The 20,364-nt window shown below is 59.6% G+C and carries 10 protein-coding genes; 6 read left to right on the top strand and 4 right to left on the bottom strand.

All coding sequences use genetic code 11. From position 1 onward, the window contains the following. Positions 1–147: 147 nt before the first annotated feature. The 6 genes from ACIONG_RS12630 to ACIONG_RS12605 are packed head-to-tail and all read left to right on the top strand — an operon-like array spanning position 148 to position 6,917. Positions 148–870: an RDD family protein gene (locus ACIONG_RS12630; RefSeq protein WP_103306439.1), complete on the top strand. Its 723-nt coding sequence runs from the start codon at positions 148–150 to the stop codon at positions 868–870. After that, positions 867–1,844 carry a stage II sporulation protein M gene (locus ACIONG_RS12625; protein WP_401299761.1) on the top strand — a complete coding sequence of 326 codons (978 nt, stop codon included), beginning with the start codon at positions 867–869 and terminating at the stop codon, positions 1,842–1,844. The genes ACIONG_RS12630 and ACIONG_RS12625 overlap by 4 nt, the downstream gene beginning before the upstream one ends. Beyond that, entirely contained in the window at positions 1,831–3,378 is a 1,548-nt protein-coding gene (locus tag ACIONG_RS12620) for a DUF4129 domain-containing protein (protein ID WP_401299758.1), read from the top strand. The genes ACIONG_RS12625 and ACIONG_RS12620 overlap by 14 nt, the downstream gene beginning before the upstream one ends. Next, positions 3,375–4,538, top strand: coding sequence for a DUF4350 domain-containing protein (locus tag ACIONG_RS12615; RefSeq protein WP_401299755.1), 1,164 nt, complete (start codon positions 3,375–3,377; stop codon positions 4,536–4,538). Before ACIONG_RS12620 ends, ACIONG_RS12615 begins: the two co-directional genes overlap by 4 nt. Further along, positions 4,535–5,536 carry a MoxR family ATPase gene (locus tag ACIONG_RS12610; protein WP_103306435.1) on the top strand — a complete coding sequence of 334 codons (1,002 nt, stop codon included), beginning with the start codon at positions 4,535–4,537 and terminating at the stop codon, positions 5,534–5,536. Before ACIONG_RS12615 ends, ACIONG_RS12610 begins: the two co-directional genes overlap by 4 nt. Before the next feature lie 49 nt (positions 5,537–5,585). Further along, positions 5,586–6,917 (top strand): DUF58 domain-containing protein, encoded by a 1,332-nt coding sequence (locus ACIONG_RS12605; protein WP_401299751.1) that lies wholly within the window; start codon positions 5,586–5,588, stop codon positions 6,915–6,917. Positions 6,918–6,975: 58 nt separating this feature from the next. Here ACIONG_RS12605 and ACIONG_RS12600 read toward each other — a convergent pair whose 3' ends face one another. From ACIONG_RS12600 to ACIONG_RS12585, 4 genes are all read right to left on the bottom strand, one after another. Beyond that, positions 6,976–8,688 (bottom strand): hypothetical protein, encoded by a 1,713-nt coding sequence (locus ACIONG_RS12600; protein WP_401299748.1) that lies wholly within the window; start codon positions 8,686–8,688, stop codon positions 6,976–6,978. Beyond that, positions 8,681–12,463: a hypothetical protein gene (locus tag ACIONG_RS12595; protein WP_401299745.1), complete on the bottom strand. Its 3,783-nt coding sequence runs from the start codon at positions 12,461–12,463 to the stop codon at positions 8,681–8,683. Before ACIONG_RS12595 ends, ACIONG_RS12600 begins: the two co-directional genes overlap by 8 nt. Next, entirely contained in the window at positions 12,456–16,532 is a 4,077-nt protein-coding gene (locus ACIONG_RS12590; RefSeq protein ID WP_401299742.1) for a neuraminidase-like domain-containing protein, read from the bottom strand. The genes ACIONG_RS12595 and ACIONG_RS12590 overlap by 8 nt, the downstream gene beginning before the upstream one ends. Before the next feature lie 70 nt (positions 16,533–16,602). Beyond that, a complete protein-coding gene (locus tag ACIONG_RS12585) occupies positions 16,603–20,253 on the bottom strand; it encodes a Tc toxin subunit A (protein ID WP_401299739.1) in 3,651 nt (1,216 codons plus the stop codon). Positions 20,254–20,364 lie beyond the last annotated feature (111 nt).

Genomic DNA, 20,364 nt, shown 5'->3' with positions numbered 1-20,364 from the left:
GGCGTTCAACCGCAGTCGCGGCCAGCCTCGCGTCATTCAAACACCTGGCGCCACATGCTGTGCAATACATAGTTATGTCGTTTTCCCCCGAGAGGCTGCTAGCATCGACCCCACTTGCACCCCGAACAGGCGAACATCAGGTAGCCCATGCTCGAGCCCACAGCGCCAAGGAAAGCACCGCTGGCCCCGCCGCTGGATACGCGGCATCAGGTCGAAACGCCGGAAGGCATCGACTTGCCGTTGCGCCCGGCCGGGCTGATGGTACGAGCCGTGGCCTTCACGATCGATCTGGGTCTGCGCGGCCTGATCATGGGTGCGCTGTTCATTGTGCTGGCGTTCCTCGGCAAGCTCGGCATGGGCCTCGGCTCGTTACTGCTGTTTGCGATCAGTTGGTGGTACATGGTGCTGTTCGAAGTGCTGCGCCAGGGACGCTCGCCGGGCAAACAATGGATGGGCCTGCGCGTGGTGCACGATGACGGCACGCCCATCGGCTGGTCGGCGTCGTTGCTGCGCAACCTGCTGCGCTTTGTCGATCTGCTGCCGTTCGGCTACTTTCTCGGCGCCATCAGTTGCCTGCAACACCCGACTTTCAAACGGCTGGGCGATATCGCCGCCGGTACGCTGGTGGTCTACAGCGAACAGCCAGTCAGCCGCCCGCAATTACCCGCCGCGGAACCCCGACGCGCACCGATTGCCCTCACCCTCAGTGAACAACGCGCCCTGCTCGGCTTTGCCGAACGTCAGGCCGAACTGACGCCGGCACGGGTTAACGAGCTGGCAGCGCTGCTGGCCCAGCCACTGCATATTTCCGCGCCCAAGGCCGTTGCTGAACTCAACGGTATCGCCCGCGGCCTGCTGGGGCCAACATGAAGCAAAGCCTTTTCGAAAATCGTCACAAGGCCGAATGGGAGCGTTTTGCACTGGCCCTTGAACGCCTCGAACGGGGCAAGGAAACCTCGCAAGTGGCCGGTTTCCCCAAAGCCTATCGACGCCTCTGCCAGCATCTGGCACTGGCGCAGGAGCGCGGCTACAGCAGTTTCCTCATCGATTCCCTGCAACAGCAGGTCTTGCGCGGCCATCAGCAGCTTTACCGGCATCGCAGTCGATTGGGCGCCAACCTGCTCAGCTTCATCCTCGCCGACTTCCCGCGACTGGTGCGCGCCGAATGGCCTTTTGTGCTGGTGGCGTGCCTGCTGTTTTTCGGCAGCCTGATTGGCGTCGGTGTGCTGGTGTATGTGTTTCCCGAGCTGGTCTACAACCTGATCCCTGCCGATCAGGTGCGTGAAATGCAAGGCATGTACGACCCGGTGGCCGGCCACCTCGGGCGCCCCGCCGATCGCGCCGCCAGTGAAGACTGGGTGATGTTCGGTTACTACGTGATGCACAACATCGGCATTGCCTTCCAGACCTTTGCCAGCGGTTTGCTGATGGGCGTGGGCAGTGCGTTTTTCCTGTTCTATAACGGTCTGGTCATCGGTGCGGTGGCCGGGCACCTGACAGAAATCGGCTTCGGTCAGACCTTCTGGTCATTCGTGATTGCCCACGGCGCCTTCGAACTGACGGCCATTGCGCTGGCCGGCGCGGCAGGCCTGGAACTGGGCTGGGCATTGATCGCGCCGGGACGCCTGAACCGCGCCGAAGCCTTGAAACGCGCCGCGCGCAAAAGCGTACTGCTGATTTGCGGGGTCATGCTGTTCCTGTTGATCGCCGCGTTTATCGAAGCTTATTGGTCATCGAAAACCAGCGTCGCCCCACTCACCAAATACCTGGTCGGCGCCACGCTGTGGGCGTTGGTGGCGAGCTATTTGCTGTTCGCCGGGAGGTCCCGTCATGCGCCTGAGTGACGCAACGGTGGTGATCCGTCCGCGCACCGCCTGGGAAGCCATGGATCTGGGCGTGCTGATGAGCCAGCAACACCGGCGCTTGTTGATGACCAGTTGGGCGATCGTCACCCTGCCGCTGTTCGTCTTGCTCAGCCTGTTGCTCTGGGATTCGCCGTCACTGGCGTTGTTTATCTTCTGGTGGCTGAAACCGGCGTACGAACGCCTGCCGCTGTACATCCTGTCCAAAGCCCTGTTCGGTGAAACGCCGACACTCAGGCAAGCCCTGCGCGAGTGGCCACGCCTGCTAAAACCGCAACTGCTGGCCAGCCTGACCTGGCGCCGGCTGAGTCTGAGCCGCAGTTTCCTGATGCCTGTGGTGCAACTTGAAGGCCTGGATGGCAGTGCACGGCAGCAGCGACTGCACGTGCTGTTGCAACGCAATGCCGGCGCCGCGCAATGGCTGACCATCATTGGCATGCACCTGGAAACTGCGTTGTGGATCGGCCTGATGGTGCTGTTCTACCTGCTGTTGCCGCAACAGATCGAAACGGACTGGGACTGGCAATCGTTGATCCTCGCGGCAGACCAGGACTGGCGTTGGCTGGAACACCTGACTAACGCGTTCTATGCGCTGGTGCTGGTGGTGTGGGAACCGATTTACGTGGCCTGTGGTTTCAGCCTCTATCTGAACCGGCGCACGCAACTGGAGGCATGGGACATCGAACTGGTGTTCCGCCGCTTGCGGCAACGGCTGAACAGCAGCGTACTCGGCGTGCTGCTGGCGGTGTGCCTGCTGCTGCCCAATGTGCCCTCGGTGTGGGCCGCTGAAGCTGACAGCAGCCCGGATACGCCGCGCTTGTTGAATCAGCCGCTGACCAGCCAGGCCTCGCACGACAGTATCAAGGCTTTGCTCGAACAACCGCCGTTCAAAAACAAGGAGTCCGTCACTCGCTATCGCTTTGGCGAAGATCCGGCAACTTCGGCCAAATCCGACAAGGAAGGTGATGCCCCACAATGGCTGAAAACCCTGCTCGGCTGGCTCGAAGGCCGACAATTCAACACCTTGGCCACCGTCATCGAAGTGGTGCTGTGGGGCGCAGTGATTGCCGCCGTCGGCTGGTTGATCTGGCGCTATCGCGAGTTTCTGCAAGCGTTCGTCAGCCGCCGTCCGGCGCTGCCTGCGCGAGCGAAAAGACCAGTGCCGCAACAGGCCTTTGGTCTCGACCTTAACCGCGAAACCCTGCCCGAGGACATCGCCGCCCACGCCGAACAACTCTGGCAGAGTCAGCCACGCGCCGCGCTGAGCCTGCTCTATCGAGGACTGCTCAGCCATTTGCTCCACGACTTCGATCTGACGCTCAAGGACGCCGACACGGAAAACCAGGTACTGGCGCGGGTCGAACAACTTCAACGACCGGAACTGCTCGCCTTCAGCCGCATCCTGACCACTCACTGGCAGAACATGGCCTATGGGCATCGCGTACCGGCGGCGCATCTGCAACAGGAACTGTGCGATGGCTGGCGCGCCCTGTTCGGTCACGGAGTCTCGCGTTGAATCGGCGCAGCCTGTGGTGGCTCGGCGGATTGCTCTTCGCCCTGCTGGCGGCGTTGAGCGTGTATCTGTTCATGGCCGCCAAGCCTTATCAGGAGGAAGTCGATCACGGCCCCTCACCCGCCGCGCAGGCCAACCCCTACCTGGCGGCAGAAATATTTCTGCGTGAGCGCGGCATCCACGTTGACCATGCCGAAAGCCTCGCGGTGCTGCCGGATATCGATCCGCGCGGGCACACACTGTTGCTGTTCAACGACCGATCGCGGATGCCCCCGCGTCAGGTCGATCAAGTGTTGAACTGGACCCGCGCCGGTGGGCGGCTGGTGTTCGTCGCCGAAGCACTGTGGGACCCGCAGACCAGACAAAGCAACGATCTGCTGCTTGATCGAGTGCAACTGCATCAGGCCCTGACCAAGGATCTGAAGGACCCGCCCGAAGGCCTGCCCCATGAACCGTATCCCGCCCTGACCAAACTGTACCTGGAAGACGAAGACGCGCCGGCCTACGCCGGCTTCGATACCGACTTTCACCTCGACGACCCGAAGAATCTTGCGCATGCCTGGGCCAACAGCGCCAAGGCCACGCACATGATGCAACTGCCCTACAGCCTCGGCTCGATCACCGTGGTCACCGACGCCGAACTGTGGAAAACCACGGCGATTGCCCAGTACGACAACGCCTGGCTGCTCTGGTATCTGAGCGCCGACACCGACGTCACGCTGATCTACAACACCGAGCACGATGGCCTGCTGACGCTGCTCTGGCGCTACTTCCCGCAAGCCATCGTCGCCCTGCTCGCGTTGATCGGCCTGTGGTTGTGGCAGGCCAGTGTGCGCCATGGCCCGCTTCAGGCGCCCGCGCCGAGTGGTCGTCGCCAGTTGCAGGAGCACCTGCGCGCCAGTGCCGATTTCATGCTGCGCCACAACGGTCAGCAATCGCTGTTGCAAGCTCTGCAACAAGACGTGTTGCGCCGCGCCCGACGCCGACATCCCGGCTTCGATCAATTGAACGTTGCCGAACAATGGCTGGCGTTGTCGCGCCTGACCCGGCAACCGACCCGTGCCATCAGCCAGGCCTTGAGCCCGGTGCCGAAGCGGCGGATGTCCAATGCCGATTTCTGCCGCCAGGTCGCCCACCTGCAAACCTTGAGGAACACGCTATGACTGAACAGATCGAGCCCGGCAGCGCCAGCCACGCCGCCCAGCAGCGCCAGCGTGCCAGTCAACTGGCGCAGGCCGTGCGCAATGAATTACACAAGGCTGTGATCGGCCAGGACGCAGTCATCGACGACGTGCTGACTGCGCTGATCGCCGGCGGCCATGTGTTGCTGGAGGGTGTTCCGGGACTGGGCAAAACCCTGCTGGTGCGCGCCTTGGCACGTTGCTTCGGCGGCGAGTTCGCACGTATTCAGTTCACCCCGGACCTGATGCCCAGCGACGTCACCGGCCACGCCGTGTACGACCTGCACACCGAGCAGTTCAAGCTGCGCAAAGGGCCGCTGTTTACCAACCTGCTGCTGGCTGACGAAATCAACCGCGCCCCGGCAAAAACCCAGGCCGCGTTGCTCGAAGCGATGCAGGAACGTCAGGTCACGCTGGAAGGCCGCGCCTTGCCGATTGCGCAGCCGTTCATGGTCCTCGCCACGCAAAACCCGATCGAGCAGGAAGGCACGTATCCACTGCCGGAAGCCGAACTCGATCGCTTCATGCTCAAGGTGCGCATGGATTATCCCGATGCCGATCAGGAGCTGAACATGGTGCGCCAGGTCAGCCGTTCGACCCGCGCCGACATGCTCGACGTGCAACCGTTACGCACCGTGTTGCAAGCCAAGGACGTGCAGGCGTTGCAGCGTATCGCCAGTGATTTGCCGCTGGACGATCAGGTGCTCGATTACGCCGTGCGCCTGGCGCGCAGCACCCGCACCTGGCCGGGCCTGACCTTGGGCGCTGGGCCTCGGGCCTCGATTGCGCTGGTGCGCTGCGCCCGCGCCCGGGCCTTGCTGCGCGGCGGTGAATTCGTGATTCCCGATGACATCAAGGGCTGCGCGCTGGCGGTGTTGCGCCATCGTGTGCGCATTGCGCCGGAACTGGATATTGAGGGCCTGCAAGTCGATCAAGTGCTGCAGCAGTTGCTTGATCAGATTCCGGTGCCGCGCCTGTGAACGCAAAAGATCGCAGCCTTCGGCAGCGCTTGCAGGGGATTGCGTTGCCATGAAACCTTCGCGTCTGCTGCTGATCTGGCTGATCATCCTGCTCGGCATCGGCCTCGTGCTGGGCACCTTGCAGGCATTGGCAATCGATGTCCCGGAGAGCCTGCTGTCAATCAACTGGGGATTGCTGCTGGCACTGTTGGCGCTGGCGACGCTCGATGCGTTGCGCCTCAAGCGACTGCCGACGGTGCGGATCAAACGGCAGATGCCCGGCAGCCTCGCGCTTGGCCGCTGGGGTGAGGTGCAGCTAACCGTTGAACACGACTTCAGCGCGCCACTGAACCTGCAGATTTTCGACCATGTGCCGGAGGGCCTCAGCTTTGAAAACCTGCCACTGAACGTCGAATTGCAGCCCGGCCAGATCAGCCTGATCAGCTACCGCGTGCGCCCGCTCAAACGCGGCCACTTCAGCTTCGAACACTGCGAAGTGAACCTGCCGAGCCCGCTGGGTTTATGGTCAGGTAAACGCGTGCTCAACGTGATCGACAGCACCCGCGTCTACCCGGATTTCGCCCGTCTCTACGGCGGTGAACTGCTGGCGGTGGACAACTGGCTCAGCCAACTCGGCGTGCGCCAGCGGCAACGGCGCGGGCAAGGGTTGGAGTTTCATCAGCTGCGCGAATTTCGTGAAGGCGACAGCCTGCGCCAGATCGACTGGAAAGCCACCGCCCGCCAACGCACGCCGATTGCCCGCGAGTATCAGGACGAGCGCGATCAACAGATCATCTTCTTGCTCGACTGCGGCCGACGCATGCGCAGTCAGGACGATGAGCTGTCGCACTTCGACCATGCGCTCAATGCCTGCCTGCTGCTCAGCTACGTTGCGCTACGCCAGGGCGATGCCGTTGGACTGAGTACCTTCGCCAGTGATCAACCGCGCCACCTCGCCCCGGTCAAGGGCAGCGGCCAACTGAACGTGCTGCTCAACGCGGTATACGACCTCGACAGCACTCAGCGCCCCGCCGACTATCAGGCCGCTATCAACCAGTTACTGGCCCGGCAAAAACGCCGGGCGCTGGTGGTGTTGGTGACCAATTTGCGTGATGAGGACGATGATGAACTGCTCGGTGCCGTCAAACGTCTGAGCCAGCAACACCGGGTGCTGGTGGCGAGCCTGCGCGAAACAACACTCGACACCTTGCGCCAAGTGCCGGTGCAGACCTTGCCGGAAGCGCTGGCCTATTGCGGGACAGTCAACTACCTCAATGAACGCACGGAACTGCATGAGCGAATTGTCGCCCACGGTGTTCCGGTGATGGATGTTCGGCCCGCAGAATTGGGGGCCGAACTGGTGACGCGGTATCTGGCGCTGAAGAAGGGTGGAGGTTTGTGACTGACAAAAAACGCCTCGTTCAAGGAGGCGTTATTGATAAACCAGAGCCAAACGATGGCTAGACGTAACTTCTGTCGTATCGATTCAAAATACCAACTCCGTCAATAGTGCCGTCCGTGGAGAGTACCTCTACTTCGCCCTTATCTGATGTGGATTGATACACGGGTACGTCACCGGCTCTCTTAACAGTGACCTCAACAAGGGGGGCCGGCTGTTTCAAGTAGCTGGAAGTCGCACGAATTCCGAAGTAAGTCCATATAGCCCCCCACCCCATTTCGATTGTCCTTTGCCAGCGCTCAGTCGTTACCAGGTTATGCCCCAACGACATGGCTAGCGGCAAAGTGACCCCTTGATGCTCGCCGGTACTCAGCTTCAATGAAAACTCTGAGTTTTTGGTGCTTCGTTTAAAATCCAGCTCCCAAGTCAGCCATTCCCCATCAAGTGTCTGCTCCAACTCCAGCGCGGGGGTCACCACCACGCCGAGATCCTCGGCGCTTTCACCCTCCCATTCCAAAATCACGCGCCTGCCTGATAGTGGGCTGTCCGGCTTTAGCCGCACAGATACTTTATGGACCGCACCGTGACAGGGATAGGCATCGCGCCCAAAGTTCAAGGAAAACGCGTCGAACATAAGCTCTAGCTCTTGCTGTAGATATATTTTTCTCCCCGGCAAAGAGGGTGACTTCAGCATCGTGGCAAATTCAGGCAGAGCAAACTGCAATTCAAATGAACCGCTTTGCCCCTGCTCGCTGGCAATCGTCCAACTCAAGGAGCTTGTTCCTTCAGCCATTTCACACGCTGTCCCCAATGGCGGATCAAACACCAGTCCCTGCCCTTCTGCGCCCGGTGTGTATTCAAGTGCAGGAAAACCAGCCGGATTACCAATCAGCCAATTGTCTTTAAAGTCGAGCGCCAGCTTGATGGTCTCTCCCGCCATTAAGTCGAGCTTGAGGTCAGTCCACTCGACTTGCTTTCCGTTCACGAGCGGTGAGAACCCTTCCAGCCAGCTGTCAATCAATCTTCCTGGCAATGACGGAGACTTCGGTACATCAGCTAACTTTGGCAGCGCAAACTGCAGTTCAAAAGGACCCCTTCTCGCCTGCTCGCTGGTGATCGTCCAGCTCAAGGAAGTTGTTCCTTCTGCCATTTCACACGCCCCCCCCAATGGCGGATCAAACACCAGCCCCTGCCCCTCTGCACCCGGCATGTAATCAAGCGCTAGAAAACCGGCCGGATCACCAATCAGAGAGCTGCCTTCATAGCTCAGCGCCAACGTGCAAGTCTCTCCCTGCATCAACTCCAGCTTCACATCGGACCAGCTGACTCGCTGCCCGTTAACCCAGGGAACGAAGCCCTCCGACCAATTTTCAATAACTCGCCCCGACACAGGCGGCGATTCCGATATTTGAGGGTCCCGTGGAAGGGTAAATACCAGTTCAATGGCTCCGCCAGGGCCTTCTACGGCAGTAATAGTCCAGCTCAAGGAAAGGCTTCCCTCAGCCATTTCACACTCCACCCCCAACGGTGGATCAGAAACCAGTCTCTGCTCCTCATCGCCCGGCTTGTAATCCAGAACCAGAAACCCGTCCTGCTCGCCGATGTAGTAGCTGTATTCATACTCCAACGCCAGCGTGCACTTTTCTCCCTTCATCAACACCACGCTCAGGTCATCCCAGCGCACTGGCTTGCCATTGATTTGGGGTCTGAATTCCTTCTTCCAGGTCAGAGAATCAGGCGTGGACGAATCATCCGTTTCAATTGATTTATTCATTTACTGGCACCAATTCAAATTCAAGAAATTGAACATCCCAACCCGCATACCCACCGCGCACGGCTGCTTGCAGCCAGGCACGTCTGATACCGGCCAATCGAAACCTCACCCCGGCGATACCGTTCTCGTCGGTGTAGGTCGAATCAAGTATTCGGTCCGGGTATTCCCATTCCACCTCGACACCCTGCAATGGCTCACCCGTCAGGGCCGACACCACGTTAACGGTCGCTGAGACCCACGCGCCCTCTGGTCCACCTGGCTGCGGGCTGGTCAGTGAATCGATTTTCCGAGGTTCATTGAGGAAAAACGGCAACGACACCGAGGCTGAATGCAGCTCTCCCCCCACCGACGCCGTCAGTTCAAGCGGCCCGGGTGTCGTCGGCACAAAAGCAATCTTCGCTACCCCATAAAAATTGCTGGTCGATTGCTTCACGCCAAGATCCGGGCTGCGCCAGGTCACGGTCACCCCGACCATCGGTCGGCCGCTGATCGCCGAGATCACAGTGATCTGCTCCGACACCTCTGTGCCCCAGAGCAACGTCTGATGGGCTCGCTGGCGTTCGGCGATCTTTAAGGCCTGTTCACCCTGGCCCAGCGACATCGCATTCACCGGGGACAAACTGGCCAGCCGGGCGGACGAGAAGCGCAACTCAAAGCTTGCGTCCTTCAAATCGCCGGTCTTGAAGGAATAGGTCTGTCCGGCTTGAGGAAATAATCTGGGCTCCCCAAGCCTCGGCTCTTCAAAGCGAATGCCCAGCTCCGCGGGACCGGTCCCGGTCATGCCCAATGTCAGTTCCTTGTCAAACAGAACACTGCCGGCCGGCGCAGTCACATCCAGCCAGTGCTGCGTATTGCGCCGCGGGAAGAACGTCTGCGTGCCCAAGGGCTGGGGCGACTGTCTGTCGAAGCGGACCAGCACCCCCTCCCACGGATCACTTGCCAGTGCTTTAACCATCATCGGCCGAGTATCCGGGTAATCGTCATAGCGACTGATGACAGTCGCTGTGACCCGCTGCTCACCCGCGGTTTTCGGCGCTAAGTCGAAACCGCTCCAGCCATCGACAGTGGTTTGGATATCGCGTGGGCCGGTGTCGCCGGTCCAGGTCACCGGCGCCTGATCCACGGGACGTTGGGTGTAATGCGAATACACCTGAACCCACATCCAGGCAGGCGCCTGGCCAATGACCGGATCGACCGCCGCTCCCCGCCATGTCTCGATCCTGACCCGGTTATGGGCCAGCGTCATCGGCTTGGCGATCGCCTCGAATGTCAGCTGCGGTAACGCCAGGCTCAGGGCAAACTCGCCAGGCGCCGTACTGGCGGTAAAGTCCAGCGTCCAATTCGCGCCACCGTCGCTCAGCACCTGTGGGCGATCCAGCGTGGGCTCAACCGTCGCCCCCAATGAGTCGGCCGGAGCGCCCGACCATTTCAGTGATGCGTCCAGCCCCACCAGCGGGCTCAATGCATTGGGTAAAACCTTGAAACGGTGAACAGCCCCCAGGCACGGATACAGGTTTCGGGCATCCAGCGACGCGCGAATCTGATCGAGCATCAGCGCCACTTCTTCCGTCAAATCCTCGGACAGCAGGCGTCCCGACAGTTCTCGCACGCTGGCCAGGCCGGCCAGACGCAGCTCCAGTTCAAACAGACCGCTACTGCCGTCGTCTTTGTTCGAGACGAGTTTCCACTCCACCCCGCCCGCCAGCAGAGCTTTCGGCGTTGTCAGGTCTTCGGGCGTTAATCCAATGGCCGGATCGTTTCCGCGCCAATGCAGGCTGATGTTGCGTCCGATCCAGGCACTGCCAGCCTTCGGCACGACTGTTAGCGTATGGGTCTGCCCACGTCGACAGAGCATCCCCAGCGGACTCTCCACCTTTACTGCGTCCAAGCGGATTTCGACTTCATCTTTCCATGGGCTCGTGGCAACGGGTTTGACCGTAAAATCCTGTTGCACAGCTGTATCGTCCGGGTGCGCCTTGAGATAGGCCGTGACGGTCTTGTCCCCTGTGCTTTTGGGCGTATACAGCAAACTGGTCCAACCGCCCGCACCCGTCACGTCATACACAGCGTCACCGTCGGGGGTCACCCATTCGACCAGCGCATTGCTGACGGGATCACCATCGCCTGCGGTCAGATAATGGACCGCCTGCACCCGCAGCAGCACGCTTTCCTCTTCATCGACTATCGGAAATTTGTTGGCCTCACGGACCTCACCCACCCGGAGCCGATTGCGCGCCAGCGACATGGGTTTGCCCGGTGATGGCAGCAACAGTTTCGAGCACTGCAGGGTCAGTTCGAAACGACCGTCGAGCCGATCCTCGCTGGTCAGCGTCCAGAGCACATCGCCCCCGTCGAATGGCAGCGGGTCCTCGAGCGGCGGATTGACCGTGACCCCCAGCTGCTCATGCCCGACACCGCTCCAGTGCAGCGAAAACTCCGTTCCCCGCAAGGGACTATCGGCCGGCAAGCGCACGATGACGGGATGGTTGCTGCCCCGATTGGGGTAGCCAGTCGCCTCCCATGCTGTTTCTTGCGTTCCGACAACGGCCCGCAGAGCCTTCCACGGATCGGTCGCCAACACCTTCACGGCAAAATCGCACGTCACTTTGCCTGAAGCGTAATAAGGGCTGTCGACCGAAGCCGTGATGACAACATCACCCGCCGTCTTCGGCTCGAAATCAAAGAAAACCCAGCCTTGCTCATCAGTGACACCCGCGCCAATCACACCTTGCCCGGCACTCCTCCAGTTCACCGCCCGGCCATCCAGCGCCTGTCTGGTGTAATGGGAAACGACCTGCACACCCAGCCGCACACTCTGCGCATATTCAAGAACGGGGTAAAAGGTCGCTTTCTGCTCGTCGCCAAACGCCAGACGGTGATGCCCCAACGACACGTCAATCGGATAAGGCTCAGCGTCATACTGGTTGAACAGGATGATCGAGAACTCGTAGGTCTTGTCTTCCGCCATCCACGGGCAGTCGAGCGACCATGGCAATGTCAGCGCCTGATCGACGCCCCAATCTGGCGCGGCCTTGACCGCTTCCATCGGATTGCCGGGACTGGTCAACGCCATCTTTGTCCCCTGCCAGGCATTGCCATCGCCCGGTTCAAACGACAGATAGTGCTGCATGTCGAGCGGGTCATCCATCCCGTTGCCCAGGGTTGCGCCCAGACACAGGTACAACGTGCGATCCGGCGCCAGGTCTTGCTCATCCAGGCGCATAGTCTGGAGTTTCAGTGGCTCCAGTTTCAGTTGCAGGTCGATCCGGGTGATAAGCACGGACGAGCGCCTGTCTGATGGATTATTCGGTACCCCGCGAACTTCGAAAGTCAGTGTGTCGTCACTATCGAAGCCCAGTTGATCCAATGACTCCCGATAGCGGATCGGTTTGAACTCCAGCGGCTGCCCTGCCGCCAGGCGAGCTTGATCTTGCTCAAGGCTGCGTGAATCGCCGGCCTTGAGCTCAATGCTCATCAACACTTCGCTACCGCCAAGAATGCACAACCAGCCTGAATCGCCCGACCACTCAACCCCAGGGCGCAGCTCGCAGAGAAACGTCAATTCGTAACTGGCGCTCGCGTCGGCTTTTTTAGGGACGATTACATCCTGTTTAGCCGAGGCGCCGACGCCGACATTCATAAAAGGGATTAAAAAATTCTCATACAACTCCTTCTGTATTCCCACGGTCCCTTTGCGAATCCAGTGGTTAAGCAGATCGTTGAAATCACCATTGCGCAGCAGGCTTTCTTTCGCCTGGATGACCGGCTCACTCATGACTGCCCACTCCTTCGACCTGCTGGTTCAGCCTGGCGTTTTCAGCCTGAGTGACCAGGTCTTCAACCTTTTGCACAAACGGCGGTTCGCCAGCCTTGGCGGTATAGCGGATGCGCAGGATGCAGTCGGTCATCGATTCAAGCAGCGCGGTTTGCTGCGGCTTTTTGAACCACGGGAAAGACAATTTCCAACTGGAGATCGCGCCGGTGTTTTCGAACGGGTTGAGCAGGCCTTCATCGGGTTTCATGGCCGTCAGGCCGTTGTCGGCCAGCCCGATCGACAATGCAATCTGCTGAGCGGCGCGCAGGTTGATCACCACATCCGAAGGCGCCCCGAGCCCGGGATTGTGCAGGTACTCGACCGATTGTGTGGTGGGCCGGGTCGCCGTCATGCTGCTGATCTGGAGCAAGGTCGCCCGTACATTCTCGAACGGCCCGGTCAAAACCGGCAGATCGACCTCCACCGAACTGATCTGCCGGCAGAAATGCCCCGGATGATCACGATCAAACAGCAGTTGGGTCAGTTTGAATTCCAGCGTGCCGGTCTTTTGCAACTGATCCAGTGCATCGGCCCAACTATCGATACCGACCTGACCTTCAACCTTGTCGTCGAACAACTGCCGCAGGGAGATGGTTTTCACCAATTCCAGCCGGCGTTCGTGGCGTTGCAGGTATTCACGTTCCAGCCGTAGCAGATGCCCACGTAATTGATCACCGGCGGTCAGGCCATGACGGTGGTCGAGCCAGACCTGCGGCAACGCGATCTGCGCATCGTAATCACCGGTTTCGGCGGCCAGCGAAGCCTGGGCACTGAGGCACAGGCTGATCACCGCATCGTAGGCCTGATAGTGCAATGCCTTGAGCTGGCCGAGCATCCAGCCGAACAACTCGGCATTGCTCGCACGTTTTTTCAGGTAGTTGTAAACCGTCAGCGCCTGAGTATTGGCCCTGAGGGTTTGCGCCAGATTGGACCGGGCAGCGGTGACCGCGTGATTCTGCGCAGCAATCTGCGCATCCATGGCCCGCACCTCGGCCAGCGCCTGATCACGTTGCAACGCCCAGTCACTGCGGCGACGACGGTAACCTTCCGTAGTGCTCTGTCGGTCGGCATCGATTTGCTGCAGTGACGAGGCGATTTCCAGACCGAATATCACCGCGTCCGCCAGTTTCTCGAGCCGATGCCCGCCGTTGGAAAAGCCCAAAATATTCGGCAACGAGGCCAGCACCGCGCCCGCCGGTTTGATCGACCTGGCCACCAGGGAGAACACCTTGGACTGATGCAGGCTGTCCATGACCTGATATTCAATCGTCGAAACGTTTTCGTCATAGCGTTTTGCGTAAGCATCGGCGCGTTCCTGCGCCACCAAACGGCTTTGCCGCAACGCCGTCACACTCGCCTCCAACTGAGCGATGGACTGCTCCTGCACCGTCTCGGCGTAGCTGCCCAGTTCCACCATATGGTTTTGCTGCAACTCTTCCTGCTCGGCACGATCGCGCCGTTCAAGCAGGCTCAGCACCTGAGTGCCGTTATCCTGCAACGCTTGCACCGCGCGCAACGCGACCTCGAACATCACTCGCCAGCGGAAAGCATTGATCACCAGCCGCCCGCCCATCGGCCTCGGCCCGGCCACGCCACCGGAAGCCAGGTCACGCAGCAATTGATTGGGGTCCGTAGGCGGGCTGAACAGCGGAATGTCCAGCGGTTTGCCGTCGAGGGTGAGATTGTTGCGCAGGTTATGCAGGCGTTGATCCGGCGCTGCAAACAAGTCGAGCAACGACTGATTGATCGGAATTTCAAACGGCCCGCACGCCAGCAGCCCCAGCATTGGTGCGGCGTCGGAGGCGACCGGGAAATCCGCCAGGCTGAACTTCAGGTTTTTTTCAAACTGCTCGAGCCTCGGCCGGGTGCTGCTTTTTTCCAGAAGGTCTTGAACCTTCTCGGGTTGCCAGCGAGTACCGGTATTGGCCGTAGGTGCCTTGCCCATCAAAAACCCGGCCTGGACGTAGCACAGCTTGGCGGCCACCAGGCTGTCACGGGTCAGCTGTCGGTAATACCAGTCGCCCCACGCCATCAGGTTTTTCACGTAGTCGGTGAACACCAGGATCTGGAAGTGCGCGGGCGCCGCGTAACCGATGGCATCCGGGTCCGTGGGGTTCTGCGTTTCACAACCAGGGTCGCCCGTTTCCTTGACGATATTCAGGGGCCGGCAGCGCCAGTACTTCGGCTTGGGATTGGGCAGAGGCGGGGTGGGTGGATCAGCAGGTGCCTGCGGATCGAACAGGTAATGCAGCCAGTTCTGTGCCTCCGGGAAGCGCTCTTCGTCGCGCAGGCGTGTGGCCATCAAATGTGGCAGGTGGAAAAAGATCTCCCAGAAGAACAGACCGTTGGCACCGTTGAAGGCACCACTGGGCTCATTGATCACTTGGCCGGTCGGCGGCGGCTCCGGGATGAACTGAGTGTCCCAGTCCAGCACACTCGCCACGGAATAGTTCGAGCGCTGCACCAGCTCGGGGCCAAACAACGAATTGAGCCGGGTGTATTTCAACGCCAGTCCAGTCTGGTTGAAAGACAGAAACTGTGCGGCATCAACGGTGTTTTTCACCAGGCTGGGCGGGACGAAATCCGTAAGGTTGACAATCGTCAGGTCAAACAGACTTCTTTGCGTCACCGGTGAGGTTATTACGGGGCCCAGTGAGAATATAGTCGGATTGGGCCATGAGCCTTTATCTCGCTCGCCTACCCAAGGTCCGATGTTCCAGTCACCCGCGAGAGACAGGTTTTTGGCCTCAACCACGTTTTCATCGTCAAAAGCCAATCCCAGACGTATGTCTGCGGTACCGCGATGTCCCGTGGGCCAGCAATAACCTTTGACCGTCAGCTTATCCTTGTCCCCTACCCGCAACGCCGTGACGTCCAGTTCCAGATACGGCGCTATTACCCCCTCTGCTGGATGGGGAACAACCGTCACCTCAGGGAGCAATGGATGTTGAACCGTTTCATTGCTGACAAACCGGTCGAGTGCTGCATCCAGCCAGAACCCGGAATCGCGCTGTACGGGGCGCATCAGCACGTCGTAGACCGCATGTACCCTCAATGGGTCTCCAACCGTAGCCTTGCCCGACACCAAAATACCCAGCTTGCCCTTGGGGTGAAGAGTGTCGACTTGCACGCTCGCGATCAACCGGGTGCCCGGCGGAAGCTCATGCTCAAGGTCCTTGATAGACACCGTCAACGGTGCCAGCCACTGGCCGTTTTGCATCATGAGCGCCAGCTTGACGGTCAGTTTGTTGGGGATGTACTCACCCGTCTCCTGGCCGGCAACCTTGTCTTGCCATTCAGTCCAGACCAGACACAAGCGGCCATTCCAGACCACCGGGCGGATGTTCGGCACCTTGTCAGCGATGGGAACTTCAATGGCTTGCCATTCGCTCCACGCAGCCGGATTGACCGCCACACTGTCAGGGCCGAGTTCAATATCCGCCGAGCGCCAGAAGTACTGAAAAGGCTGCACCCGTTGACGCCCGACAAAATAGTATTTGGCGTTGGCAGGCGTCGTGCCGTCCATGTAGCAACTGATCACCTCAAGGTCGCAGGTCTGCTCGAAGGCTTGCAGATACTCTTGCAGCGCGGTCTGCACGGAATCGTTGTTCAGACGCGCCTGATTGAGGTTGTTTTCCAGGTTCTTGAACAGGCTGGTCTTGCGTTGACGCACAAAAGGGTTGATGAAGTTTTCCGGGTAGCACGAAATCAGCTGCACCGCGGCCCAATCGGGGTAGTTGCTGTAGAGCGCCCACGCGGCAAGATCGTCCGGGTCGAACTCGTGCGAATCAAGGCCCGGCTCAAGCTTGCGATACGCCGCATGAATGAATTGCTGCGTACAGCTGATCGCTTCGGCCACCCGGGAACTCTGCACCTGATAGCTGTCCAGCGGATCCATGCGCAGCAGTTCGAACAGATCGGCCGGTGTTTTCAGAAAAGTGTATTTCTCACTGCCTGCTTTGCCGATGCAGTATTCCAGCAGCGCCGAACGACGCTTTTCCAGCAGCCCGCCAATATTATTCAATGCCATGATCCTGCTCCTTGGGGTAGGCCCCGGGGACACGCGTTCGCCAAGAGATACCGTTGACCGCGATATCTGCTCATTCGAAGGTGATGGGCTCGACGAAGACGGTTTCACTTTCGCCAGACTGGGTTCTGACGCTGAAAACAAAGGTGCCCCCCGTTTCGCTCGACACAAAGACCCGGGTCAGCCCCTGCTTGTCGGTGAACCCCTGCCTTGGCCGGATAGTCGCGCTGGTGAATATCCCGGGCTCGTAGGACTCGAATTCCCATTCCACGAGCGAGTTTTTCCCAAGGTTGCCGTAGGCGTCCTCAAGCAGCGCATAGAGCTCGACTTCCTGGCCTTTTGGCACAATCCCCAACGGCGTTGGCGACAATTCTGCCGGTGGAAAATTCAGGGTACTGGACTCGGCGACGATATCGATGGACGGCGCGTACTCAGGCTCAAACAGATCCAGCCAGTACACGGGCGTGTCCGTGCCCATGATCGCTCCCGGAGTGAACGTGGCCAGCAGCGTACCGTTCACCTCAGTAGCGCCCGTTTCGATGTTGCCCAAGGCCGCTTGCCAGTAAACGTTGACGCCGCTCAACGGCCTCCCCTCGGCATCGATGAGCGTCACCTTAAAGGTGACTTTTTCTCCACGCTTTCTGGCCACCACCGTGGAAGAACCCTCTACGGTGCACGTGGTCTTGACCAGCGCCTTGAGATCACCCGGCACGTGCACCATCGGTGCGCGTGAACGTTGCTCACCCAGCAGGACGAGTTCGGCGGCATCGGCATAGGCTCTTTTGTCGCCGCTCTCGGGCAAACTGCCGACCAGAAAAATCGTCAACGCGTCCATGCCGGTTTCAGCCGATAGCACACGAACGCGCATCAACAGATCGAGTTGACTGAGGTTCTTCAATATCTTGAGGTCGGTGGTGTCGATGCGGCTGACGCACTCGCGCACTTCCTGCACACTCCAGCCAAAAAAATCGGCCAGTTTGATGGCGGCGGCCTGTTGCGCCAGCCTCCGCGCATCACCCGTGACAGTGGGCAATGCATTGACCTGACGCAGATAATCCAACAGCTTTTGCGCCGGTTGCTCGCTTAAGTCGAATGCCCGGGTCAACGTTGTCAGGTAATACAGTGTGCGCACCGACAACTCATGTTTGTCGGCCTGATCAAACCAGGCCAAGTGGCCATACTCCAGATAGTCCAGCAACAGCGTGGCGCTCAAGTCCAGCGTCACTACGACCTCGCTGCGCCGTCGTACTTCAGCCAGCAGATCAAGCAGGGGGCTTGCGTTGCGGCTGGCTGGTCGGCGCGATGCCTCGGCGCTCACGTCGTAATGCTCAAGCACTTCTTGCAACAGGTAATGGACCGTGGCATCGGCCCAACTCAGAACGGGTATGGCCAGTTCCACAGCGATACCGGCATAAACGGCCAGCGTCTCTTTGACCAGCGACGCCTGAGCGTCCCGCACCTGCAAAACCACACCTGACATGGTTTCGATGATGGACTGGCGCAATGGCACATCGATCGCCCCCAAGCCGGCTTCGACGGCCCAAGTGACTTTTTCACGAACAACAGCCGAGTAATGCTCCGCTGTCCCGTCAAAGGGTAAAAGCAGGCCATCGGCATCGACAATCGGACCCAGACCGTCCGCGCCGGTCGCCAGGAAATCGAGCCAGTCAGCGGCGCCGGCCGGCGGCACACCCGCCATCAGAAAAGTGCTGTTGGATAACAGCGCGGTCGGCAGCAAGTTGCGAATCTGTTCAAAAAACTGCAGATCCTGCTCGGACGGCTCCAGTGCCGGTTGCGCTGCGACCACGTGTTGCAACGTCCACAAAATCGACGGATTGTTTTGCGTCGACCACTGTTCACCGCTGCGCATGGCTTCGATCAGTTCCAGCACATCCGGAGCGCTGCCCGGCACGGTGTGGATAAGTGGAATGCCTGCCAGGCCGTTGACCCATGCATCCCCGCCGAGTACCGACAGCATCAACACACCTTCAACCGGTGTGATGCTGAGCAACCGCGGCAGTCTGACCAAACGGTAAAAACTTGAGATGATCGCCGGACTGCGCCTCAGCGTGTCGGTCAATCCATGAGCCTTGGCCACCGTGGTTGCCAGATAGAAATACGTCTGCAGGTCGATCGCCAGACCGCTGCACAGTTGGCTGATCGTCAAATCGACCTGGCCCGGCGCCGGTAACAGCGGAAACGGACCATTGTCGAGCACCAGCGGTTGAAGATAACCGTTCTGACCGTTGAAGATCTGGTCGAACTGCGAGAGCGCTTCGCCGCGACCGTACAGTGACAGTTCACCGATAAACACGGCAAAGTCAGCGGCGGTGCAGCCATAGCGCTCGTTCAGGGTCTGAAACAGTCCGAAGGCGTGAACTACGCCGTCCGAGATAATCATCTCGCTCCCATCGGGAGGTGCATTGCCACGCTCTACAGCCCTGATGGCCGCCACCAGCAACGCATCGACCTGGTCGTAAGGCAATCCCGTCCAGTTGGCCAGACGCACCATCCGGTTCATCCGGTCGTAGTGATTGAAACCGGAGACTGTGTCGGGGTTTGCCGTCAGTCGATGGCGGTCCTGGCCATCGTCGTAAATACCCAACGCCGGTGCGGTGTTGTTGTTGATGTAGACCGAGCCCGAACGCTCGCTTTCACGCGCATCTGGCTCCTCCGGAATGTTGCCGGGGTAGGTTTGCACATTGGGCGAGCGCACCGGAGCAAAATCGCGAATCGACAACAAGGCTTCGATTTGTGTGCTGCCCAACTTTGTGCGTTCGCCGAAAAAAGCGACCTGATTCAGATTGCCGTATTTATTGTTGGCATCATCCGTGCCGAAGTTACGGGCGTAAAAACCTTCGCGACCTTCTTCATAATCCACCCGTTCCTCAGTCAGCAATTGCCGCTGATAAGGGCCGAGCCTTGAAGCCTTGGCGAAGCCGCGACCGGTATTGGCGCCCCGGGCATTGGCTTGCAGAAAATAGGGGTACGCCAGGTCAACTTTGTGCTCGAAGTCCCCGACCGAAAGACCGTGCAACTGCACAACGCCGTCAATCGTGACCCAGTGCTGGTAATACGGCAGGCCATTGGGATAGCGGGCTTCGATCAAGCCATCCTCGATCGACGTCTCTTGCAGGTTCCTGGTGATGAACGCCTCCAGCACCGCAATGATGATGTCCACCGACGATATCGACTGATACACCGCGTTGAAGTCGACCTGCAGGGGTAGCAGATCCATACGGCGCTCATGCAGTTCGTATTTTTTCTCGCGCCCTGGAATAGACTCGATGCGGTCGCGAATCCAGCGCAACAGTTCGATCAGGTAGGCCACCGGCGACAAGATCGACTCCAGCGCATCCACCGGGCACAACGCGGCAAAATCAGTGCCGATCAGATTGTGATAATCGGGACCTTCAACCATCGACAACAAGCCGCTCGAAGGGCGTGCTGCGACCGTTTTGTCGCCCGTCAGGGTCTGCTCGATAAACTGGCGACGCACATACGTGGCCATGCTGTTGGCCCTGCGCAAAAACCGCTTTGCGTCATCCGGGCGCAATTCAAGCTCCCTGATCAGGCCCTGAACGCCCTTCTCCACCAGAGGAAAAATCGACCCCTCCTGCTCAAGGTAGGACTGCAGGTTTTTCAGCCCGGTGTCTTGTACGTGTTGGCCCTCACCAAACAACTGAGCGAACAGTTGCAGGGCGGGACGACGCGAATCAGCCATGATCAGGTTCCTTGAGTCGACAACTGGCCCGAACAGCCTGGCGTCTTCGCCAGGCTGTGCTTTCAGTGAGTACGATTTGGCGCTTGGACGCGGTCCGCGTCTACTGTCAGA

The organism is Pseudomonas sp. NPDC087817, assembly GCF_044742875.1.
Classification (GTDB): Bacteria; Pseudomonadota; Gammaproteobacteria; order Pseudomonadales; family Pseudomonadaceae; genus Aquipseudomonas.
The sequence above is the reverse complement of the archived record's forward strand: the minus strand, read 5'-3'. Positions and strand labels throughout refer to the sequence as shown.